The organism is Variovorax sp. EL159, assembly GCF_900100965.1.
Lineage (GTDB): Bacteria > Pseudomonadota > Gammaproteobacteria > Burkholderiales > Burkholderiaceae_C > Variovorax.
Genome location: NZ_FMUJ01000001.1, coordinates 381602 through 400983 on the forward strand (window position 1 = coordinate 381602; position 19382 = coordinate 400983).

At 66.9% G+C, this 19382-nt stretch carries 23 protein-coding genes; 11 read left to right on the top strand and 12 right to left on the bottom strand.

All coding sequences use genetic code 11. The features are described from left to right. Nucleotides 1-87 precede the first annotated feature (87 nt). Nucleotides 88-1110 (bottom strand): RNA methyltransferase, encoded by a 1023-nt coding sequence (locus BLQ28_RS01765; protein WP_093236843.1) that lies wholly within the window; start codon nucleotides 1108-1110, stop codon nucleotides 88-90. A 166-nt stretch (nucleotides 1111-1276) separates the two neighbouring features. Here BLQ28_RS01765 and BLQ28_RS01770 point away from each other — a divergent pair, with 166 nt between their 5' ends. The 3 genes from BLQ28_RS01770 to gdhA all read left to right on the top strand — a co-directional run bounded on the left by BLQ28_RS01770 (nucleotide 1277) and on the right by gdhA (nucleotide 3976). Further along, on the top strand, nucleotides 1277-2068 hold the full coding sequence (locus BLQ28_RS01770; RefSeq protein ID WP_143012398.1) for a phosphatase PAP2 family protein: 792 nt from the start codon (nucleotides 1277-1279) through the stop codon (nucleotides 2066-2068). After that, entirely contained in the window at nucleotides 2065-2445 is a 381-nt protein-coding gene (locus BLQ28_RS01775; protein WP_093236845.1) for a hypothetical protein, read from the top strand. The genes BLQ28_RS01770 and BLQ28_RS01775 overlap by 4 nt, the downstream gene beginning before the upstream one ends. Nucleotides 2446-2632: 187 nt before the next feature. Then, nucleotides 2633-3976, top strand: a complete 1344-nt coding sequence (gene gdhA / locus BLQ28_RS01780; RefSeq protein ID WP_093236846.1) for an NADP-specific glutamate dehydrogenase — start codon at nucleotides 2633-2635, stop codon at nucleotides 3974-3976. A gap of 36 nt (nucleotides 3977-4012) precedes the next feature. Here gdhA and BLQ28_RS01785 read toward each other — a convergent pair whose 3' ends face one another. Together BLQ28_RS01785 and BLQ28_RS01790 are read right to left on the bottom strand one after the other, a co-directional pair. After that, complete coding sequence (locus BLQ28_RS01785) at nucleotides 4013-4252, bottom strand: hypothetical protein (protein ID WP_093236847.1); 240 nt, start codon at nucleotides 4250-4252, stop codon at nucleotides 4013-4015. Nucleotides 4253-4302: 50 nt separating this feature from the next. Beyond that, nucleotides 4303-4797 carry a MerR family transcriptional regulator gene (locus BLQ28_RS01790; RefSeq protein WP_093236848.1) on the bottom strand — a complete coding sequence of 165 codons (495 nt, stop codon included), beginning with the start codon at nucleotides 4795-4797 and terminating at the stop codon, nucleotides 4303-4305. A 45-nt stretch (nucleotides 4798-4842) separates the two neighbouring features. Here BLQ28_RS01790 and BLQ28_RS01795 point away from each other — a divergent pair, with 45 nt between their 5' ends. Beyond that, nucleotides 4843-6108 carry an NADH:flavin oxidoreductase/NADH oxidase family protein gene (locus BLQ28_RS01795; protein WP_256327136.1) on the top strand — a complete coding sequence of 422 codons (1266 nt, stop codon included), beginning with the start codon at nucleotides 4843-4845 and terminating at the stop codon, nucleotides 6106-6108. A 20-nt stretch (nucleotides 6109-6128) separates the two neighbouring features. Here BLQ28_RS01795 and BLQ28_RS01800 read toward each other — a convergent pair whose 3' ends face one another. From BLQ28_RS01800 to BLQ28_RS01810, 3 genes are read right to left on the bottom strand one after another with little or no spacing between them, the layout of a single operon-like run. Beyond that, a complete protein-coding gene (locus BLQ28_RS01800; RefSeq protein WP_093236849.1) occupies nucleotides 6129-7250 on the bottom strand; it encodes a phosphatidate phosphatase App1 family protein in 1122 nt (373 codons plus the stop codon). Further along, entirely contained in the window at nucleotides 7247-7768 is a 522-nt protein-coding gene (locus BLQ28_RS01805) for a dihydrofolate reductase (RefSeq protein WP_176800988.1), read from the bottom strand. Before BLQ28_RS01805 ends, BLQ28_RS01800 begins: the two co-directional genes overlap by 4 nt. Before the next feature lie 5 nt (nucleotides 7769-7773). Next, nucleotides 7774-8616, bottom strand: a complete 843-nt coding sequence (locus BLQ28_RS01810; protein WP_093236851.1) for a thymidylate synthase — start codon at nucleotides 8614-8616, stop codon at nucleotides 7774-7776. Nucleotides 8617-8691: 75 nt separating this feature from the next. Between BLQ28_RS01810 and nthA the strand changes: the two genes are divergently transcribed. From nthA to BLQ28_RS01825, 3 genes are read left to right on the top strand one after another with little or no spacing between them, the layout of a single operon-like run. Continuing rightward, nucleotides 8692-9357 (top strand): nitrile hydratase subunit alpha, encoded by a 666-nt coding sequence (gene nthA, locus BLQ28_RS01815; RefSeq protein ID WP_093236852.1) that lies wholly within the window; start codon nucleotides 8692-8694, stop codon nucleotides 9355-9357. Further along, nucleotides 9354-10019 (top strand): nitrile hydratase subunit beta, encoded by a 666-nt coding sequence (nthB, locus tag BLQ28_RS01820; protein WP_093236853.1) that lies wholly within the window; start codon nucleotides 9354-9356, stop codon nucleotides 10017-10019. The genes nthA and nthB overlap by 4 nt, the downstream gene beginning before the upstream one ends. Next, on the top strand, nucleotides 10016-10399 hold the full coding sequence (locus tag BLQ28_RS01825; RefSeq protein WP_093236854.1) for a nitrile hydratase accessory protein: 384 nt from the start codon (nucleotides 10016-10018) through the stop codon (nucleotides 10397-10399). Before nthB ends, BLQ28_RS01825 begins: the two co-directional genes overlap by 4 nt. A 139-nt stretch (nucleotides 10400-10538) precedes the next feature. Here BLQ28_RS01825 and BLQ28_RS01830 read toward each other — a convergent pair whose 3' ends face one another. Beyond that, nucleotides 10539-11969 (bottom strand): FAD-binding oxidoreductase, encoded by a 1431-nt coding sequence (locus tag BLQ28_RS01830; RefSeq protein ID WP_093236855.1) that lies wholly within the window; start codon nucleotides 11967-11969, stop codon nucleotides 10539-10541. Beyond that, nucleotides 11966-12436 (bottom strand): DUF2069 domain-containing protein, encoded by a 471-nt coding sequence (locus tag BLQ28_RS01835; RefSeq protein WP_256327137.1) that lies wholly within the window; start codon nucleotides 12434-12436, stop codon nucleotides 11966-11968. Before BLQ28_RS01835 ends, BLQ28_RS01830 begins: the two co-directional genes overlap by 4 nt. Here BLQ28_RS01835 and BLQ28_RS01840 point away from each other — a divergent pair. Beyond that, nucleotides 12435-13646: a YihY family inner membrane protein gene (locus BLQ28_RS01840; protein ID WP_093236856.1), complete on the top strand. Its 1212-nt coding sequence runs from the start codon at nucleotides 12435-12437 to the stop codon at nucleotides 13644-13646. The two genes, BLQ28_RS01835 and BLQ28_RS01840, sit on opposite strands and share 2 nt — an antisense overlap. A gap of 31 nt (nucleotides 13647-13677) precedes the next feature. Here BLQ28_RS01840 and BLQ28_RS01845 read toward each other — a convergent pair whose 3' ends face one another. After that, nucleotides 13678-14016, bottom strand: coding sequence for an Mpo1-like protein (locus tag BLQ28_RS01845; protein WP_093236857.1), 339 nt, complete (start codon nucleotides 14014-14016; stop codon nucleotides 13678-13680). A gap of 102 nt (nucleotides 14017-14118) precedes the next feature. Here BLQ28_RS01845 and BLQ28_RS01850 point away from each other — a divergent pair, with 102 nt between their 5' ends. Continuing rightward, nucleotides 14119-14505 carry a thioredoxin family protein gene (locus tag BLQ28_RS01850; protein WP_093236858.1) on the top strand — a complete coding sequence of 129 codons (387 nt, stop codon included), beginning with the start codon at nucleotides 14119-14121 and terminating at the stop codon, nucleotides 14503-14505. A 14-nt stretch (nucleotides 14506-14519) separates the two neighbouring features. Further along, nucleotides 14520-15182 carry an NAD-dependent epimerase/dehydratase family protein gene (locus tag BLQ28_RS01855; RefSeq protein ID WP_093236859.1) on the top strand — a complete coding sequence of 221 codons (663 nt, stop codon included), beginning with the start codon at nucleotides 14520-14522 and terminating at the stop codon, nucleotides 15180-15182. Here the strand turns inward: BLQ28_RS01855 and BLQ28_RS01860 are convergent. Genes BLQ28_RS01860 through BLQ28_RS01870 form a run of 3 tightly spaced genes read right to left on the bottom strand, consistent with a single transcriptional unit; the run spans nucleotide 15166 to nucleotide 18748 of the window. Continuing rightward, on the bottom strand, nucleotides 15166-15981 hold the full coding sequence (locus BLQ28_RS01860) for an alpha/beta fold hydrolase (protein WP_093236860.1): 816 nt from the start codon (nucleotides 15979-15981) through the stop codon (nucleotides 15166-15168). The genes BLQ28_RS01855 and BLQ28_RS01860 overlap by 17 nt on opposite strands. A 56-nt stretch (nucleotides 15982-16037) precedes the next feature. Further along, complete coding sequence (locus tag BLQ28_RS01865) at nucleotides 16038-17435, bottom strand: hypothetical protein (RefSeq protein ID WP_093236861.1); 1398 nt, start codon at nucleotides 17433-17435, stop codon at nucleotides 16038-16040. Between the two features lie 8 nt (nucleotides 17436-17443). Then, nucleotides 17444-18748: an O-acetylhomoserine aminocarboxypropyltransferase gene (locus BLQ28_RS01870; RefSeq protein ID WP_093236862.1), complete on the bottom strand. Its 1305-nt coding sequence runs from the start codon at nucleotides 18746-18748 to the stop codon at nucleotides 17444-17446. A gap of 164 nt (nucleotides 18749-18912) precedes the next feature. On the opposite strand from BLQ28_RS01870, the gene BLQ28_RS01875 reads away from it, so the two are divergent. Continuing rightward, a complete protein-coding gene (locus BLQ28_RS01875) occupies nucleotides 18913-19365 on the top strand; it encodes a CBS domain-containing protein (protein WP_093236863.1) in 453 nt (150 codons plus the stop codon). The last annotated feature ends 17 nt before the right edge of the window (nucleotides 19366-19382 follow it).

Here is a 19382-nt window from a genome sequence, read left to right on the forward strand (position 1 = left end):
GTTCCGTCGAACTGATGCGGGCGGGCAACTGGTGCCCGGCACTTGCGGCTACCCGGGGCAGCGAAGATCAAAGGCTTGAGGGGCCCTTCACCCCCTTCGGAACATCACCCGTGCTTCGGTGGCGCGCGCCCGCAACTGGCCGCATCCGCCATCGACATCCTGTCCGGCCGAATTGCGCAGCTTCGTGAGAATGCCCCGCTCGTGCAGCGTGCGGGCGATCTGCTCGCAGCGCTCCCACGACGGGCGACTGAACGCGACGCCATCCACCGCGTTGAAGGGGATCATGTTCAGCACGCCGTACTTGCCAGAGAGCAGCCTGACGATGCCTTCGATCTCCTCCGGCCCGTCGTTGACGCCTTCCAGCAGCGTCCACTGGTACTGGATCGGGTAGCCCGTGGCGCGCGCATAGTGCTCGCCCGCGGCGACCAGCTCTTCGGGCGTCATGCTCGGCGCGCGTGGAAGGAGCTTCTTGCGCAGCTCGGCCTGCGTCGTGTGCAGCGAGAGTGCCAGCGCGGGCTTCACGCGCTCCTGTTGCAGCCGCTCGAACACGCGCGGATCGCCCACGGTCGAGAACACGAGGTTCTTGTGCCCGACGTTGCCCACTGTGCCGAGCAGCTCGATGGCCTCCATCACGTTGTCCAGGTTGTGTGCCGGTTCGCCCATGCCCATGAACACCACCTTGCGCACCGGCCGGCGCATGCGCGCGAGCGCGACCTGAGCAATGATCTCGGCGCTTCCCACCTGGCGCAGCAATCCGTCGCGGCCCGTCATGCAGAACTGGCATCCGACGGCGCACCCGACCTGTGACGAAACACACAGGCCGTCCCGAGGCAGCAGCACGCTCTCGACCATCTGGCCGTCCGCGAGGGCAACGAGCAGCCGCTCGGAACCATCGGCACCCGGATGCACCGTGTGCACGCGCGCCAGTCCGGCAAGCTCGGCCTCGATGGCCGGCAGCGCTTCCAGCAGCGACGACGGAAAGAAGCTCGCCGGCAGACGCCTGCCGCTGTTTCGAGGCAGCGCATGGGACCACAGCCGCAAGATCCGCTGCTCGTGGCTGGGGCCCGCTCCGGCTTCGCGCAGGCGTTGTTTCAGTTCGTGGATGCGCATGCGCTGCGTGGGGCAAATGGACTCATGAACACGTCGGTGATCCTGCTGCACAGGCGACCGGACGTACAGAGCAGTAGGTTGGCGTGGGCCAGATTGTGCACGGCCGCCACTGTGCATTCATTCGTGGCCCTGCCGCTGCATTCGCTTTCGATGGCGTAAAGCTGCGGTGCTTCGTGCCAATTTCGAGGCCGCGCGGCTTTACGCGTCATTCACAAAAATCCCGGCTTCCCTGAGTCGCAAGTCAGCTGTATTCCAGCTTCAAAACCTAGACTTTTCGTTCACAGGAATCCACTCATTTCCCGAGTGTCCCGTGCTGGTGCGGCGCGTCTGCGCCGCGGCATTTTCATGGCAGGCCGGACGTATGAATGAAATCAACCTTCAACTCCTTCATTGGATCGCTGCAGGTGAAGACCCGGGCTCATGGGCACTGCTCACGGGCTGCGTGGTGGCCTTGTGGGGAGGCCCTTTGTGCGCCGCGGTGCTTTGCTGGGCCGTCTTTGCGAAGCCCGCGGACCGCGCCTACACGTTGGCGGTGGCCGTGGTTGCCGTCGGGGTCTCGGTGATCGCGCACTTCATCGCGGCGGGCATCGGCATACAGCGCCCCTTCGCGCAGGGGCTCGTGCCTGGGTACATCCTGCACAGCGCCAGCGGCTCGATGCCTTCCACGCACGCCAGCGTGATGTTCTTCATCGCGTTTGCCTTCATGGCGCGCGCCTCGCTGCGCCGCACCGCCTGGTTGTTCTTGCTGCTTGCCGTGGCCACGGGTTGGGCACGCGTCTACGTCGGCGTGCACTTCCCGGCGGACATCGCCTTCGGCATGGCGCTCGGCCTGTTCTTCGCGTGCCCCTTCGCCATTACCCAGCGAGCGCGCTTTCGGCACGCGCACCATCGCGACGCTGCGCCGCGCCTTGTGAAAGAAGGGCGCCTGTCGGGTTCCTTCGGGCGTGGAGCTGAATGAACGCCAGCCCGAGTCCGACTGCCTTTGCGCAGTTTCTCTTCTGGGTGCTGGTGTCGATCGCGATCGGGATTCCGGTCAGCCTCTTTCTCGTGCAACTCGCCGGGCGGCAGTTCGCCCGATCGACGATGCTGGTCTTCGGCCTCCTGCTGGCCGCATTCGCCGGCATGGACCTGTTTCACCTGCGGGCGCTGTCGATCGCCGCGCTACAGACGCCTTGCCTTGCCGATGACCTGATGTTCTCGTCAGCGCTTTCGATTGCCCTGTATGTCTTGCCCGCCGTGCTCGGGGCCTGGGGCGCGAACGCCGCTTCTCATGCCTTCGTGCGTTGCTTCAGGCCGCAGGAAGGGCACTTCGAGGAAGACCCCGCGGAGCAGTAGCCGGGAGACGGCTTGCAGCCGCTTTTCTCCTGGCTTTCCTGGTTGCCTCCCAAATTTGGGGCGCCTGGCGCTTGCCACCCACCAAATGCGCACCAAAACGGGTGATTGATGCGTCAAATTGGTTCTCCAATCCGGCAAAATGCACGATCCGCATAAGGTTATGCACTGATTTGGAAGAAGGATTGGAATGAAGCACGCATCCGTCGGGGGTTTCCTGGCACATGTCGCACAACGCAACCCCGGACAGCCCGAGTACCTGCAGGCCGTGACCGAAGTGATGGAAAGCCTCTGGCCGTACATCGAGCAGCACCCCAAGTACACCGGCCACAGCCTGCTGGAGCGCCTCGTGGAGCCCGAGCGCGTGATCATGTTCCGCGTGTCCTGGGTCGACGACCACGGCGAAGTGCAGGTCAACCGGGGCTTTCGCATCCAGCACAGCCTGGCCATCGGGCCGTACAAGGGCGGCTTGCGCTTCCACCCGTCGGTCAACCTGTCGATCCTCAAGTTCCTGGCTTTCGAGCAGACCTTCAAGAACGCGCTGACCACGCTGCCCATGGGCGGCGGCAAGGGCGGCGCCGACTTCGACCCGAAGGGCAAGAGCCAGGGCGAGGTGATGCGTTTCTGCCAGGCCTTCGTGAGCGAACTGTTCCGCCACATCGGCTCCGACACCGACGTGCCCGCGGGCGACGTGGGCGTGGGCGGGCGCGAAGTCGGCTTCATGGCCGGCATGGTCAAGAAGCTCACCAACCGTGCCGATTGCGTCTTCACCGGCAAGGGCCTGAGCTTCGGCGGCTCGCTGATCCGGCCCGAGGCCACCGGCTACGGCAATGTCTACTTCGCGCAGGAAATGCTCAAGCGCAAGGGCCGCAGCTTCGAGGGCATGCGCGTGAGCGTCTCGGGCGCGGGCAACGTGGCGCAGTACACGATCGAGAAGGCCATGGCGCTGGGCGCGAAGGTCGTCACCGTGTCGGACTCCAGCGGCACCGTGGTCGACGAAGACGGCTTCACCACCGAAAAGCTGGCCGTGCTGATGGACGTGAAGAACCACCTCTACGGCCGCGTGAGCGACTACGCCGAGCGCACCGGCACGCGCTTCGTGGCCGGCGCGACGCCATGGCACGTGCCGGTCGATGTCGCGTTGCCGAGCGCAACGCAGAACGAACTCAACGAAGAAGACGCACGCACGCTGGTGAAGAACGGCGTGATCTGCGTGGCCGAAGGCGCGAACATGCCTTCGACCATGGAGGCCGTGAAAGTGCTCGAAGGCCACGGCGTGCTGTATGCGCCCGGCAAGGCGAGCAACGCGGGTGGCGTGGCGACGTCGGGGCTCGAGATGAGCCAGAACGCCGCGCGCCTGTCATGGACGCGCGACGAGGTCGATGCGCGCCTGCTGCAGATCATGCAGGGCATCCACGAGTCTTGCCTGCACTACGGTGCGCGCAAGGATGGCAGCGTGAGCTATGTCGATGGCGCGAACATCGCAGGCTTCGTGCGCGTGGCCGATGCGATGCTGGCGCAGGGCGTGGTCTGAGGCGCTTGCTTGGCCTTGACTGGGTGGCCCGGTCGGTCAGAGTTCGATGAACGCCGAGGTGGCCTTGTTCAGGGCCAGTTTTCCCTTGGCGGTGATCGACTCCACCTGGGCCAGCTGACGGATCGCGCGCGCGTCGGGCGCGCGGTCCGAAGGCGGAATGAATGCGGTCACCAGCTCGGCCGCACGCAGCACGCGCAGCCTGTCGATGTCTGCGGGCGTGTGGACGACGTATGGCAATTTCTGCTCGGAGAGCACCCGAAGAAATTCCATGGACATGGTCCGTCTCCTTGTCGTGATGGCGGTCCGGACATTTTGCGCACAAACAATTAGCCGTGCCTAATCCCTGCGGTGCGCATGCCTTTCGCAGCGTGTACCGAAGTGTTCTTTTCGTTTTTCGCTCGAGACGAAGGTGCCAGTTTGTTTCTGGCGCTTGCCATGCTGTCGGCCAGCGTGGCTGGGTCCGCGCATTCACCCTGCGACCAGGTGTCGCGCAGCGTGGCGCGGATGGTGGCGAGGTCCTGGCGCTGCACGCGCAGGCCGGCCATGAGCTTGTCGATCTCGCGCACGCGGGCGTCGAGACGTTCGAGCAAGTCATCGCGTGAAAAATCTTCGCTGCCTGCGAATGCGCTGCGCAAACTGTCGAGCGAGAACCCGAGGTTCTGCGCGATCTGGACGAGCTGCAGTCGCTTCAGCGCAGCATCGGAGTAAATGCGGTATCCGTTCGCGCCGCGCTCGGGCGGCGGCAGCAGCCCGCTTTGTTCATAGAAGCGGATGGCCGAGGCGGCCATGCCGGTTTTGTTTGCCAATTCGCCGATTTTCATGGGGCTTGACCTTCAAGTTGGCTTGAATCTTAGCATCGGCTTTTCATGACTTGCTACGTGCTCTCGGACATGACCTCATCGCTGCTCTTTTCTCCGCTGACCCTGCCCAACGGCAGCCTCCTTCCCAACCGCCTGGCCAAGGCCGCCATGGAAGAGAACATGGCCGAGGCCGGGCAGTTGCCCGGCGCGGCACTTCATGACCTCTACCGCGTCTGGGCGCAGGGCGGGGCAGGGTTGCTCATCACCGGCAACGTGATGATCGACGGCCGCGCACTCACAGGGCCGGGTGGCGTCGTCCTGGAAGCGGGCACTCCGCTTGCGCCTTTCAGGCAATGGGCCGAGGCGGCCCGCAGCGGTGGCGCACAGGTATGGATGCAGATCAATCATCCGGGCCGCCAGGTCCGCGCGAACATGGGTGGCATGGCGTGGGCGCCGTCGTCGGTGGCGCTGGATCTGGGCAAGCACAGCAAGCTCTTCGTGCAGCCCAAGGCCATGAGCGACGCGGAGATTGCCGAGACCGTCGAACGCTTCGCCGCCACGGCGCAGGCGGCCGAGCGTGCGGGCTTTACCGGCGTGCAGATCCATGCGGCGCACGGCTACCTGCTCTCGCAGTTCCTCTCGCCGCTGACCAACCAGCGCGCCGACCAATGGGGCGGAAGCCTGGGGAACCGCGCGCGGCTTCTGCTCGATGTGGTTCGCGCCGTGCGGGCCCGCGTCGCACCGGGCTTCTCGGTGGCGGTGAAACTGAACTCCGCCGATTTCCAGCGTGGCGGTTTTTCGGAGAACGACGCGAAGCAGGTCATCCTGTGGCTCAACGAATTGCCCGTGGACCTGGTCGAACTGTCCGGTGGCAGCTACGAAAGCCCGGCGATGCAGGGCCGTGCCGCCGATGGCCGCACCCTGGCACGCGAGGCGTACTTCCTGGACTTCGCGAAAGAACTGGCCGCCGTCGCGCGCATGCCTGTGATGACCACGGGCGGCATCGTCCGCCGGGCGGTGGCCGAGCAGGTGCTGGCCAGCGGCGTCGCGGTGGTCGGCATGGCCACCGCGCTGGCGGTTGCGCCCGACCTGCCCGCGCGCTGGCAAGCCGGCGAAGACCGGGCGGTGCAAGGGCCGCAGGTCGATTGGAAAGACCAGGTCATGGCGGCAGTCGCGCGCATGGCATTGGTCAAGCGCCGCCTGCGCAGCTTGCGTCCCGGCCGCACCCAGGCCGCGCGGCATTCGCCGTTCGCGACCTTGTTGATGGATCAGCTTCGCACGGGCAGGTTGACGCGTCGCTACCGGCGCTGGTACGCCGCGCGCGCGGCCTGAACTGCGCGGCTAGTGGGAGGCTATCGGGCGGCCTGCATCGGCCAGGCGGTCGTATCGGGCGGCAGGATGTGCCAGAGCGCGGGGTCGACGCCTTCGAAGGTCGCGCGATAGCGGTCCGAGCGGCGGTCTTCGCCGGTCACGTCGCGGATCACGATGCCGTCGATGCGGCCCGGATGCGCCCGCATCACCTGCGCGTAGATCTCCGGATCGGCCTCGCCCGAGTCGCCCACCAGCACGAAGCGCCGCTGCGGGAATTCGGTGAACAGGCGCTCGATCACGCCGAGCTTGTGCGCGCGCGAATCTTCAGCGCCGGGGACCAGCGTGCGCCACGTCGTGCTCTCGCGCAGGTGCATGCTGCCGGCGGGAAAGTCGGCGCTGCGAATGAAATCCGAGAGCGCCGGATAAAGTTGGATCGGGCTGGCCGACAGGTAATGAAAGCGCGTGCCGGGTGTCTTCGCCAATGCGCGGTAATAGGCCGCCATGCCGGGCGTGGCCTCGAAGCGGCGCGCGAAGGTGTTGAGCAGCATCTCGCGCCGGTCGCGCACCTGCGTGTGCTTGATGGTGTCGTCGATGTCCGAAATGATCGACACGCCTTGCGCGGGCACGATCAGCGCCTGGCCCCTGAAGCGATGCAGCAGTTCGCCGGGGCCTGTCACGCCATGGAACAGCTGCCACTCCTGCGATGCCGATGCGGGCGGTGCGTCGATCACCAGGCGCAGGTTGCTGCGGCCGTCCTTGCCCGAGGGCGGCATCGCGGTGCGGCCCGGTACGCCGTCGAAAACGATGTCGATCCGCTTGTCTTCTTCGGACTCGGCATGGAACAGCGCGGTGCGCTGGTTGAAGCGCAGGCGCGCGGCGGGCGAGAGCTTCTTCAGGTTCAGGCCCAGGTAGCGCGCCAGGGCCGTGTTCAGCCCCCAGCGGTGCTCGCGCTCGAAGATCCAGGCATGAACATCGACTTCGAGCCGGCCATCGGCGGTGGGGCGTGCGGTGCCCGTCATGAAGAGCGCTTCTTCGTCTGGCGCGAGCGGTTCCGCGGCGCACAGTGCCTGCAGCGGCGCCAGGCCGGCGAGCAGTGCCGCACCCGTCAGCACGGACCGGCGCCGAAGGCCCGGAGGTGCCGATGGGCGGGCGCCGTCGCTCATGTGTGCGTGGAAGCGACGCGCTCGTAGGTGACGAAGCTGAAGGGCAGGCCATCCTTGGCCGAGACGTGCGACTCGCGTTGCGTCTCGCGCCATGCGGCGGCGGCGAGTACCGGTGCGTGGGCATCGCCTTCGTAGTCGCGCGCGATCTCGGTCACGACCGCGCGCTGCGCAAGGGGCTCGGCCTCGGCGTAGATCTGCGCGCCGCCGATCACCCACACGTCCTGCGGCTGCTGCTGCGCGCAGAGTGCGAATGCTTCCTGGAGGCTGCCCACGCGATGTGCGCCTTCGGCCTGCCAGTCGGCCTGCCGCGTCACCACGATGTTCTGACGGCCCGGCAGCGGCCGGAAGCGCGGCGGCAGCGAATCCCAGGTCTTGCGGCCCATGATCACCGGCGCGCCGGCGGTCTGCTGCTTGAAGTGCGCCATGTCTTCCGACAAGTGCCAGGGGATGGTGTTGTTGGCACCGATCACGCCATTGGCGGCGCGGGCAAAGATGAGGTTGATGCGGGGCGTGCTCATCGCGCTCACACCGCCACGGGCGCCTTGATCGGGTCGCCGTGCCGGTAGTCGAGCACTTCGAAGTCTTCGTACTGGTAGTCGAAGATCGAAGCCGGCTTGCGCTTGATGTTCAGCGTGGGGTAGGGGTAAGGCGTACGGCTCAGTTGCAGCGCGACCTGCTCGGCGTGGTTGCTGTAGATGTGGCAATCGCCGCCGGTCCAGATGAAGTCGCCCACGTCGAGGTCGCACTGCTGCGCCACCATGTGCGTGAGCAGCGCGTAGCTGGCGATGTTGAAGGGCACGCCCAGGAAGATGTCGGCGCTGCGCTGGTAGAGCTGGCAGCTCAGCTTACCGCGCTCGCCGGGTGCCTGCGCCGGTGCCACGTAGAACTGGAAGAACGCATGGCAGGGCATGAGCGCCATCTTCGACAGCTCGGCCACGTTCCATGCGCTCACGATGATGCGGCGCGAATCGGGGTTGGTCTTCAGCGTCTTGATGACGTCGGAGATCTGGTCGATGTGGCCGCCGTCGGGCGTGGGCCAGCTGCGCCATTGCACGCCATACACGGGGCCCAGGTCGCCGTCTTCGCGTGCCCATTCGTCCCAGATGGTGACGCCGCGCTCCTTGAGCCAGTTGTTGTTGCTCGAGCCGGTCAGGAACCACAGCAGTTCCTGGATGATGGATTTCAGGTGCACCTTCTTCGTGGTCACCAGCGGAAAGCCTTCATTCAAATCGAAGCGCATCTGGTGGCCGAACACGCTCTTGGTGCCCGTGCCGGTGCGGTCGCTTTTCTGCACGCCGTGGGTGTCCACGTGGCGCATGAAGTCTTCGTACTGGGAGCGGACGGGGCGGTGGGGCGTGGAAGTCATGAGAGAAAGAAGGGTGTCTGGCGGGCCGGGGCCGGGTGTTTCGAATTTTAAGTGCCTGGGCTTAGCATGGCGGGCATGAGCCAAGACCACCCCACGAACGGCCACGAACACGCCCATGGCGATGACCACGGCCATGACCACAGCGAACTCGGCGAGATGGACCTGCGCGTCCGCGCGCTCGAAAGCGTGCTGACGCAAAAGGGCTACATCGACCCCGCCGCACTCGATGCGCTGATCGACACCTACCAGACCCGCATCGGCCCGCGCAACGGCGCGCGCGTGGTGGCACGGGCCTGGGTCGATCCAGCCTTTCGCGAATGGCTGCTGGCCGACGCCACGGCGGCCATCGCCTCGCTGGGCTACACGGGGCGGCAGGGCGAACACATGGTGGCGGTCGAAAACACCGACGAACTGCATCACATGGTGGTCTGCACGCTGTGCAGCTGCTACCCGTGGCCGGTGCTGGGCCTGCCGCCCACCTGGTACAAGAGCGCGCCGTACCGCTCGCGGGTCGTCAAGGACCCGCGCGGCGTGCTGGCCGATTTCGGCGTGACGCTGCCCGACAGCACGCGCATCCGCGTGTGGGATTCGACCGCCGAGGTGCGCTACCTCGTGATTCCGCAACGCCCGCCAGGCACCGGCGATCTGGGCGAAGACGAACTGGCCGCGCTGGTCTCGCGCGATTCGATGATCGGCACGCGGCTGGTCGAAGCGCCCGCCGAACAGGGGAGCCCCGCATGAGCTACGCCACCAAGGCAGACCTCGGCGGCCAGCCGGGCTTCGGGCCGGTCACGCCCGAGCCCGAAGGCGAGTTGTTCCATGCCGCATGGGAGCCGCGCGCGCTGGCGCTCACGTTGGCCATGGGCGCGACCGGCTCGTGGAACATCGATGCGAGCCGCGCCGTGCGCGAGACGCTGCCCGACTACCGCGACCTGAGCTACTACCAGATCTGGCTCGCCGCGCTGGAGCAGTTGATGCTGCAGCGTGGGCAGATATTTCCCGACGAGATCGCGGCCGGCGAAATGCGCCACGCGGCCGCGCCCGTCGCACGTGTGCTGCAGGCCGCGAACGTGCCGGCCGTGTTGGCCAAGGGCTCGGCGACCGAACGCCCCGCGACGAGTCCTGCACGCTTTGCCATCGGCCAGCCGGTGCGCATGCATCGGGGCAAGGTCGACCACCACACGCGGCTGCCTGGCTATGTGCAGGGCAAGCGGGGTGTGATCGAGCATCTGCATGGCGCGCACGTCTTCGCCGATGCCAATGCGCAGGGCCTGGGCGAGCAGCCGCAGTGGCTGTACACGGTGGTCTTCGATGAAGCCGAGCTGTGGGGCGACGGTGCACCGCGCCAGAACCTCTCGGTGTCCGTCGATGCGTGGGAGAGCTATCTGGAGGCGGTCGCATGAAGCGCGACGACATGCCGCACAACGGCGTGCCGCTGACGCCCGGCATGCCCCGCGATGCCGATGGTCCGGTGTTCAATGCGCCATGGGAAGCCCAGGCCTTCGCGATGACGCTCGCGTTGCATGAAGGTGGCTTGTTCACATGGACCGAATGGGCCGAGGCGCTGGCCATGCAGATTTCGGCTGCGCAGGCCGCGGGCGACCCGGACACCGGTGAGACCTACTACCGGCACTGGCTTGCTGCACTGGAGCATCTGGTGGCGCACAAGGGCGCCAGCTCCGGCGATGAACTCGAACGCTATCGCCATGCCTGGGACCATGCGGCCGATCGCACGCCGCATGGGCAGCCGATCGAGTTGCGCGGCGAAGACTTTCCGAGCTGAGCTGGTTTGTCTTGCTCCTTCCCCCTCTGGGGGAAGGTTGGGATGGGGGCTGCCCCCGCATTGGCGGCAGCTTTGATGTGAACGCCGCCGTGCCCCCACCCCGGCCCTCCCCCAGCGGGGGAGGGAGGAATGCAAAGACCTAGACGCGAATCACGCGGCCTGGGTTCAGGATGTTCTTCGGATCGAGCCCGCGCTTGATCGCCCGCATCATCTCCAGCGCCACTGGCGACTTGTGTTTTTCAAGCTTGTCGACCTTGAGTGAGCCCACGCCATGTTCGGCCGAGAACGAGCCGCCGAACTTCTCGACCGCGTCGTACACCAGCGTGTTGATGCGCTCTTCCTCGTTCGCAAGGAAGGCCTTGGTGTCGATGTTCTCCGGCGCCTGCACGTTGTAGTGCAGGTTGCCGTCGCCCAGGTGGCCGAAGTTGACCAGCCGCACGCCGGCGATCTCGCGCGCCAGCAGCGCGTCGGTCTCGGCCACGAAGGCGGGGATGCGCGACACCGGGATCGAGATGTCGTGCTTGATGTTCAGCCCTTCTTCGGCCTGGGCGAGCGGAATGTTCTCGCGGATGTGCCAGAGCTGGTGCGCCTGCGTGAGGTTCTCGGCCACCACCGCATCGGTCACGCAGCCGTCTTCGAAGGCGGTTTCGAGCAGCGCCTCGAAGCGCGCGCGGGCATGGTCTTCGGACTCGCTGTCGGAGTTCTCCAGCAGCACGCAGTAAGGCACGGCCGCATCGTCGATGAAGGGCACGCGCAGTTGCGGCATGTGCTTGGCGACCAGGCTCAACGCGAACTTGCCCATCACCTCGAAGCCCGTGAGGCCCGAGCCCAGTTGCTTGTGCGCCAGGCCCAGCAGCGTGACCGCGTGGTCGAGCGAAGGCACGGCCGCCCAGGCCGTGAGCTGCGCGGCCGGCAGCGGGTAGAGCTTCATCGTCGCTGCGGTGATGATGCCCAGCGTGCCTTCGCTGCCGATCATCAGGTCGCGCAGGTCGTAGCCTGTGTTGTCCTTGCGCAGGCCGCTGGTGCCTTCCCAGATTTCGCCTTGCGGCGTGACCACTTCGAGGCCCAGGCACAGTTCGCGCGTGTTGCCGTAGCGCACGACCTGCGTGCCGCCGGCATTGGTCGCGAGGTTGCCGCCGATGGTGCAGCTGCCCTCGGCCGCCAGACTCAGCGGGAACAGGTAGCCGGCTTTCTCGGCCGTCTCCTGCAGCGTCTGCAGGATGCAGCCGGCCTCGACGGTCATGGTGAGGTTGGCGCCGTCGATGGTGCGGATGGTGTTCAGCCGCTGCAGGCTCAGCACGACCTGCGTGCCGCTGTCATCGGGCGTGGAGCCGACCGCCAGTCCGGTGTTGCCGCCTTGCGGCACGATGGCCGCGCCGGCCGCCGCGCAGGCCTTGACCACGTCGGCCACCTGCTGCGTGCTGCCGGGGCGCACCACGGCCAGCGACTTGCCGCGCGAGCGCTTGCGCCAGTCCTGTTCGTAGGCCGTCAGGTCGCCTTCGTTCAGAACGTGCGATGCGCCGACGATGGCGCGCAGTTGGTCGATCAGGGCAGTGGAAGAAGTGGTCATGGGGTGGAAGCTTCCAGGGAATGAGCGGAGGCCTTGGCGTGGCGCAAGCGCAGGCGCACATGCCAGGCGCATGCGGCGAAGAGCACGAGGCACAGGAGCACTTCGATGAGCGCGAGGACCTGCCCCACGCCATTGGTATCGCTCCAGGCGCGCACCACGCCTTCGGTGAAATAGAGCCAGATCATCAGGCTGACCCAGCGGTAGGTGTACATCCGGTTCTTGTAGAGCCCCGCGAGCGGAATGACGAGCGGCAGCACCTTGAGCGCGAGCAGCGAGCCGCCCGGGCGCAGCGGCGCCAGCCACAGCTCCCAGGCCAGGCCCAGCACGATGAGGCCGACAAGGCTGCCCACTGCAAGCCATCGGGTGGCGCGGACGGAAGAAGGCGGGAGTGGAGTGGCGGACACGGTGGGCGGCGAAGAGGGGGCGCCGGGCAGGCGGCCAGCGGCGACGAAAAGAGCGGATGGCATGATAGCTGCCATGAATCGCAGGCAGCTCTGGAGGGATCTTTCGCGCTTTCCGTGGCGCAACACGGCAGCGGTGCTGGGCGAGCGTTTTCGCGAAGACCGGCTCGGGCTCACGGCCAGCAGCCTGACCTTCACCACCACCATCGCGATGGTGCCGTTCTTCACGGTGGCGCTGGCGTTGTTCACGGTGTTTCCGATGTTCGCGAAGATGCAGGGCCGCCTGCAGCGCTGGCTGATCGAGAGCCTGATTCCGGACAACATCGCGCGCCAGGTGCTCGGCTACCTGAACCAGTTCGCGAGCAAGGCCAGCGGCCTGGGCATTGCGGGCCTGATCGTGCTGCTGATCACGGCCATCGCGCTGATCCTCACCATCGACAAGACGCTCAACAACATCTGGCGCGTGCGCACGCCGCGGCCGTTCGCGCAGCGGGTGCTGATCTATTGGGCGGCCATCACGCTGGGGCCGATCATCCTCGCGGTGAGCCTGTCGACCACTTCCTATGTGGTTTCGGCCACCAGCGACGTGGTCGGGCGCGGCATGGTCAAGCTGTTCTTCGACACCTTCGAGTTCGCGCTGCTCGCGGTCGGCATGGCCTCGCTGTACCACTACGTGCCCAACACCAATGTGCGCTGGTCGCATGCCTGGGCCGGCGGCATCTTCGTGGCCGCCGCCATCGAGATCGCCAAGCGCGTGCTGGCCTACTACCTGAGCCTGGTGCCGACCTACTCGGTGCTGTACGGCGCCTTCGCCACGTTCCCGATCCTGCTGGTGTGGATCTACGTGGCCTGGGTGATCGTGCTGCTGGGCGCGGTCATCGCGGCCTATCTGCCGAGCCTGCTCACGGGCGTGGCGCGGCGTGGCGGCAGCGCCGGCTGGCCGTTGCAACTGGCGATGGAAACGCTGCAGCACCTGGCGCGCGCGCAAGCCACGCCGGCCAAAGGCATGGGTGCGGCCGAACTGGTGACGCGCATGCGGGTCGATGCGCTGCAACTGGCGCCGGTGCTCGAAACGCTGGTGGCGCTCGACTGGATCGCGCCGCTGGCTGAAGAACCTGCCAACGAAGACCCGCGCTACGTGCTGCTGGCCGACCCCTCGACGCCCATCGAACCGCTGCTTAAAGAGTTGTTGATGCCGCAGGCTGAGCCGCTCGAAGACCTCTGGCAAAAAGGCCCGTTGCGCACGCTGCGCCTGGGTGACGTGCTATTGATTTAGGAGCAAATTCGCCCGCCGCGCGCTGTGGGGCCTAGATCTTGACCCGGCCCAGCCAGATGTCGCGGTACATCGCCCAGTCGCCCATGAACGAGTAGAGCGGCCGCTTGAACGAGGCGGGCTTGTTCTTCTCGAAGCCGAAATGCCCGACCCATGCAAAGCCGTAGCCCGCCACCAGCCCGGCCAGCAGCCACAGCGGGTTGAGCGTGACCACCAGCGCCACCAGGCACAGCAGCGAGATCGTCGAGCCGGCGAAGTGCAGCCGCCGGCAGGTGACGTTGGCGTGTTCGGTCAGGTAGAACGGATAGAACTCCGCAAAGCTCTTGAAACGGCGCGGATCGACGGCAGATCCCGTGGCAGTCGTTGTGTTCATCGTGCGAGTCTCCTGCGCCCCGGGAGGGGCTTTGTCCATAATAGCCACGACCTTCCGGCCGCACCACCCCGGCTCACCTTTCACACCTCTGTCGCATCTGCCTTGAGCGCTCTTTCCGCCGCCCCCGAATCCGCCGAGCCGGCCAGCAGCGATGCGCCCTGGGTCGTGTGCCTGTGCGCCGAATGGTGCGGCACCTGCCGCGACTACCGGCCGCTGCTGGAGCAGGTGGCGCGCGCGCATCCGCAGTTCCGCTTCGCCTGGGTCGACATCGAAGACCACGCCGACATCGCCGACGCCTTCGATGTCGAGACCTTCCCGACCCTGCTGGTCGCCGGTGCCGACGGCACGCGTTTCCTGGGCCCGCTGCTGCCGCATGCCGAGACGCTCTCGCGCATGCTCTCGGCGCTGCAGCCGCCCAAGCCGTCGAGCTTCGACGTCGACCTGCTGCTTGCCGTGCTCAACAAGAAGCCGACCGTCTTCACGGTCTGACCGGAACCTCCTCCATGAACATCCTGATCTTTGGCGCCACCGGCATGGTGGGGCAGGGCGTGCTGCGCGAGTGCCTGCTCGCCCCCGACGTGGAGCGCGTCGTGACGATCGGGCGCAGCGTCACGGGGAACACGCACCCGAAGCTGTACGAGCTGGTCCACAAGGACATGTACGACTACAGCGGCATCGAGTCGGAGCTGAAGGGTTTCGATGCCTGCTTCTTCTGCCTGGGCGTGTCGTCCGTCGGCATGAAGGAGCCCGACTACAAGCGCGTCACCTACGACCTGACGCTTGCGGCCGCCACGGTGCTCGCGCGGCTCAACCCGGGCATGACCTTCACCTACGTGACGGGCGCCGGCACCGACAGCACGGAGCGTGGCAGCAGCATGTGGGCGCGCGTGAAGGGCGCAACCGAAAACGCCTTGCTGCGCCTGCCGTTCAAGGCCGCCTACATGTTCCGCCCCGGCGTCATCCAGCCGCTGAACGGCGCACGCTCGAAGACGCCGCTGTACAACGGCATCTACGTCGTCATCGCGCCGCTGCTCAGCCTGGCCTACCGGCTCTGGCCCGACAGGATGACGACCACCGAGCAGGTCGGCCGCGCCATGCTGATCGTGGCGCGACGCGGCGCGCCCAAGGTGCTGCTCGAAACGCCCGACATCAACGCGCTGCGCTGACGAAATCGCGCAGTGCGAACAGCACCTCGTCGGGTGCCTCGCTCATCAGCGCATGGCCGGCGTGCACCGTCACCACCTTGCCGTGCCGCGCCTTGCCGGCCAGTGCCTTGATGGCGCGCGGCGGCGTCATCTGGTCGGCGTCGCCGAGCAGGAACAGCACGGGGCATTGCACGGCCTCCATCGCGGCTTCGCCGTTCGCGTAGTCGTTGCAGGCCTTGAAGCCGATGTGGAACACGTTGTGCTCGCGGTTGCTGGCCAGCACCCGGCGCATCAGCGCGCGCGAGCTGCCGTAGAGCCAGGTGCCCGGGCCGAGCGAAGAGGGCGGCGGCGCCATCAGCGAATGCGAGAAGGTGTTGACCATATGGATGGCGCGTTGCGGATCGCTGACCGAGCTTTCGAGCAGCGCGGGCGACACCACCATCGGATACGCCGTGCCGACCATCGCCAGGTGCGTCACGCGCTGCGGCGCACGGGCGGCGGCTTCGAGCGCGATCAGCGAGCCGAAGCTGTGGCCGATCAGCGCGGCCTTGTCCACGCCGGCCGCATCGAGCAGGGCGATGACGAACTGCGCCGCTTCTTCCACGCTCGCGGGCGGCGGGCCGTCGCTCTTGCAGTGGCCGGGCAGGTCGACCGCCAGCACGTTCCAGCCGTGGTTGGCGAACCAGCGCGTCTGAAGAATCCATACGCTGTGGTCGTTCAGCACGCCGTGGATGAACACCGCGGTGGGCTTGGCCGCATCGAAGGGCTTGCCGCCGGTGTAGCAGTAGGTGCTGTGGCCGTTGACTTGAAGGATGCTCATGGCGTCTCTTTCTGGGGTTCTTGTTTGTCTTGTGTTCGTGTGAGGTGGCGGATCAATCAGCGCGCCGACGCGGGCCGGGCGTGCAGGGGCGGCGCCCAGTCGCGGACCGCGCTCGGCAGGATCTCGCCCGTCTCGTGCTTGAAATGCATCAGCGTGTCGTCGAGCTCGAGGTCCGAACCGTCTCGCAGCAGGAAGCCGAGGTAGTCGCCGCCTTCGTCTTGCGCGACGAGCAGCGCACGCGCGGCTTCCGGGTGGCTGGCCACCCAGTCGCCGTCGTCGCCGATGTCGTCCAGCATGCACAGGCGCTCGCGCGGGAACCAGTGCCATTGGCGAGGATCTTGCGCGCCGAGGTCGCCGTCATCCTGGTCTTCATCGCCCTCGTCGGGCTCCGCATGAACCGGCAGGCCGGTGCGCAGCAACTCGGCGTAGGCCGTGGGCAGCACCAGTTGCGCGACGTCGATCGGCTGCGCGGTCAGCGCCTGCTGCCGGGCCTGGAGCGCGGCAAAGATTTGCACCGAGCGAGCGCTGGGGTCGGCGTCGGGTGAGGCGGCGATCCGCGACAGCAGCGCGGCGCGCTCCGCACGGAACGCCGGGCCCTGCATCTCGGCGGGCTGGGCGAAGGCCGAGCGCCATTCCTTGCCGAAGCGCATGCCGGTGAAGCCGCCGTTCGCCAGCGCCTGCCGCAGGTCGTTGCTGACCAGCGGGGCGCTTTCATCGGGCAGCCAGAGCAGGTCCAGCGGCTGGAGATGGACGGGCCAATGGGCCGATGCCATGTCGAGCACCGGCCGCCCATGGCGGGACACGCCGGTGGGCTGGAACGCTTCGGCCATGACATGCGCCTCATGTTCGAGTGCGCGCCCCGGCGGCACGTAGCCGGGCGTGCGGGGCAACTCCTTTTCGAACTCGGCCGCGGCCTGCGCGACCTGGGCCGCCGTCTCAAAGCTGCCTGCCGCGAAGACGCGGTGGTAGCGCGGCCGGTCTTTCTGCAGCCGCACAGTGATGCGCAGCGCGGTGCGCGCCAGGTCCAGGCCGTCGAGCCACTGTCCGTCGCCGAGCCAGTGCATCAGCCGGTACTCGGCGCGCTGGCCACCGAAGCGTGCGTGGTGGTACGCAGGAAAGCGGGCCTCCACGTCGTACGCGCGGTGGGCCGGCAGCTTGAACTGCGTCAGCAGCGCGTGCAGCCTGAGGCTGACGAGCAGGCATCTCGCGTGCGGCGAGCCGTCGCCCGACCAGTCGGCCAGGTCGGGAAATCGCGGCGGATGGCCCCAGTCCTGCGACATCTCGATGCGCTGCGGCGCGGCCCAGAAATGCTCGCGGGTGATCGGCGGCGCGTCGCCGTAGCCGCAATAGGTCTCGCGGTCGCGCGTGCCGTCGGGGCGCATGGCGAAGAAATGCGGCGCGACGCCGAGCGCGTCCGGGCCCTTCAGCCATTCGAAGAACGGTGTCGGCTCCATCGGCGCGGTCAGGCTTTTTCCGCCGCCTTCAGCGCGCGCTTCAAGTCGTCGATCAGGTCGGCCGGGTCTTCGAGGCCGATCGACAGGCGGATCGTGCCTTGCGAAATGCCCGCACCCGCCAGCGCCTCGTCGGTCATGCGGAAGTGCGTGGTGCTGGCCGGGTGAATCACCAGGCTGCGGCAGTCGCCCACATTCGCAAGGTGGCTGAAGAGCTTGAGCGCCTCGATGAAGGCCTTGCCCTGCGCGCGGCTGCCCTTGATGTCGAAGCTGAACACCGCGCCGGCACCGCGCGCGCCGTGGCGCAGCAGCTTCTGTGCGAGCGCGTGGCTCGGATGCGATTCGATCAGCGGGTGTCCCACGCGCGACACGAACGGATGCGTGGCCAGGAACTCGACCACCTTCTGCGTGTTGCCGATGTGCCGTTCCATGCGCAGCGGCAGCGTCTCGATGCCCTGCAGGATCAGCCACGCCGTGTGCGGGCTCATCGAGGCGCCGAAGTCGCGCAGCCCTTCGCGGCGGGCGCGCAGCAGGAAGGCGCCGACGGTGCTTTCCTCGCTGAAGACCATGTTGTGGAAGCCGTCGTAGGCCTGCGTCAGCTCGGCGAATTTGCCCGACTTTTCCCAGTCGAAGCTGCCGCCGTCGACCACCACGCCGCCGATCACCGTGCCGTGGCCCGAGAGGAACTTGGTGGCCGAGTGATAGACCAGGTCGGCGCCCCAGTCGAAGGGCTTGATGAGGTAGGGCGAGGTGAGCGTGGAGTCGACCAGCAGCGGCACGCCGGCCTCGTGGGCGATGTCGCTCACGGCCGGGATGTCGAGCACGTCGAGGCCGGGGTTGCCCACGGTCTCGCCGAAGAAGAGCTTGGTTTCGGGGCGTACCGCCGCGCGCCAGGCGTCGAGGTCGCCGGGCTTCACGAAGGTGGTCTCGATGCCGAAGCGCCGCATCGTGTAGTGCAGCAGGTTCTGCGAGCCGCCATACAGCGCCGTGCTGGCCACGATGTGCGAGCCGGCGCCCATCAGCGTGGCCACCGACAGGTGCAGCGCTGCCTGTCCGCTGGCGGTGGCGATGGCGCCGATGCCGCCTTCGAGCGCCGACACGCGCTGCTCCAGCACCGCGTTGGTCGGGTTGCTGATGCGCGAATACACGTGGCCCGCGCGTTCCAGGTTGAAGAGCGCCGCGGCGTGGTCGCTGGACTCGAAGACGAAGGAGGTGGTCAGGTGGATCGGCACCGCCCGCGCGCCGGTGGCGGGGTCGGGCGAGGCGCCGGCGTGCAGCGCGAGGGTGTCGAAACCGGGGTCGGAATATCCGGGCATGAGGGCCTTTCAGGGTCTGAGCTGTTGTCTCCTGGCAATGCTCCGTTACGTCCGCAATTCATGCGTGCGCGACAGGGGCGCTCAGGTCGGCGTCGATTGTGGGCTATATTCAAAAACGGCACGCCCGCCGAGATAGCCGAGATTGAGTCCGAGAGGAGCACACGATGAAAGTCAGCGACATCCTTCGCGTCAAGGGCAATACGCTCTTCACCATCACACCAGACGACCTGCTGGCGCAAGCCGCCAACACCATGGCGGAAAAGGACATCGGTTCGCTGGTGGTCATGGAACACGGCGACCTGGTCGGCATGCTCACCTTCCGTGAAGTCATCGTCACCATCGTCGGCAACGGCGGACAGCTCGGCACCACCCTGGTCCGCAAGGCCATGGACGACGCCCCCGTCACCTGCACGCTCGAAACCGACCTCGACGAAATCCGCCGCATCATGCTGGAGCGCCACGCCCGCTACATGCCCGTGATGGACAAGCGCATGCTGATGGGCGTGATCAGCTTCTACGACGTGGCCAAGGCCGTGGTCGACAGCCAGAACTTCGAGAACAAGATGCTCAAGGCCTACATCCGCGACTGGCCGGCGGAAGACGAAAAGGCCGGCTGATCCGGCCTTGCGGGCCC

Coding starts and splice junctions, on each gene's coding strand:
- BLQ28_RS01840 (WP_093236856.1), top strand. CDS start 12,435: ATGATAGCTGCCATGAATCGCAGGCAGCTCTGGAGGGATCTTTCGCGC.
- BLQ28_RS01870 (WP_093236862.1), bottom strand. CDS start 18,748: ATGCCCGGATATTCCGACCCCGGTTTCGACACCCTCGCGCTGCACGCC.
- gdhA (WP_093236846.1), top strand. CDS start 2,633: ATGAAGCACGCATCCGTCGGGGGTTTCCTGGCACATGTCGCACAACGC.
- nthB (WP_093236853.1), top strand. CDS start 9,354: ATGAGCTACGCCACCAAGGCAGACCTCGGCGGCCAGCCGGGCTTCGGG.
- BLQ28_RS01835 (WP_256327137.1), bottom strand. CDS start 12,436: ATGCCATCCGCTCTTTTCGTCGCCGCTGGCCGCCTGCCCGGCGCCCCC.
- BLQ28_RS01800 (WP_093236849.1), bottom strand. CDS start 7,250: ATGAGCGACGGCGCCCGCCCATCGGCACCTCCGGGCCTTCGGCGCCGG.
- BLQ28_RS01790 (WP_093236848.1), bottom strand. CDS start 4,797: ATGAAAATCGGCGAATTGGCAAACAAAACCGGCATGGCCGCCTCGGCC.
- BLQ28_RS01855 (WP_093236859.1), top strand. CDS start 14,520: ATGAACATCCTGATCTTTGGCGCCACCGGCATGGTGGGGCAGGGCGTG.
- BLQ28_RS01810 (WP_093236851.1), bottom strand. CDS start 8,616: ATGACTTCCACGCCCCACCGCCCCGTCCGCTCCCAGTACGAAGACTTC.
- BLQ28_RS01860 (WP_093236860.1), bottom strand. CDS start 15,981: ATGAGCATCCTTCAAGTCAACGGCCACAGCACCTACTGCTACACCGGC.
- nthA (WP_093236852.1), top strand. CDS start 8,692: ATGAGCCAAGACCACCCCACGAACGGCCACGAACACGCCCATGGCGAT.
- BLQ28_RS01795 (WP_256327136.1), top strand. CDS start 4,843: ATGACTTGCTACGTGCTCTCGGACATGACCTCATCGCTGCTCTTTTCT.
- BLQ28_RS01805 (WP_176800988.1), bottom strand. CDS start 7,768: ATGAGCACGCCCCGCATCAACCTCATCTTTGCCCGCGCCGCCAATGGC.
- BLQ28_RS01775 (WP_093236845.1), top strand. CDS start 2,065: ATGAACGCCAGCCCGAGTCCGACTGCCTTTGCGCAGTTTCTCTTCTGG.
- BLQ28_RS01765 (WP_093236843.1), bottom strand. CDS start 1,110: ATGCGCATCCACGAACTGAAACAACGCCTGCGCGAAGCCGGAGCGGGC.
- BLQ28_RS01785 (WP_093236847.1), bottom strand. CDS start 4,252: ATGTCCATGGAATTTCTTCGGGTGCTCTCCGAGCAGAAATTGCCATAC.
- BLQ28_RS01845 (WP_093236857.1), bottom strand. CDS start 14,016: ATGAACACAACGACTGCCACGGGATCTGCCGTCGATCCGCGCCGTTTC.
- BLQ28_RS01825 (WP_093236854.1), top strand. CDS start 10,016: ATGAAGCGCGACGACATGCCGCACAACGGCGTGCCGCTGACGCCCGGC.
- BLQ28_RS01830 (WP_093236855.1), bottom strand. CDS start 11,969: ATGACCACTTCTTCCACTGCCCTGATCGACCAACTGCGCGCCATCGTC.
- BLQ28_RS01875 (WP_093236863.1), top strand. CDS start 18,913: ATGAAAGTCAGCGACATCCTTCGCGTCAAGGGCAATACGCTCTTCACC.
- BLQ28_RS01865 (WP_093236861.1), bottom strand. CDS start 17,435: ATGGAGCCGACACCGTTCTTCGAATGGCTGAAGGGCCCGGACGCGCTC.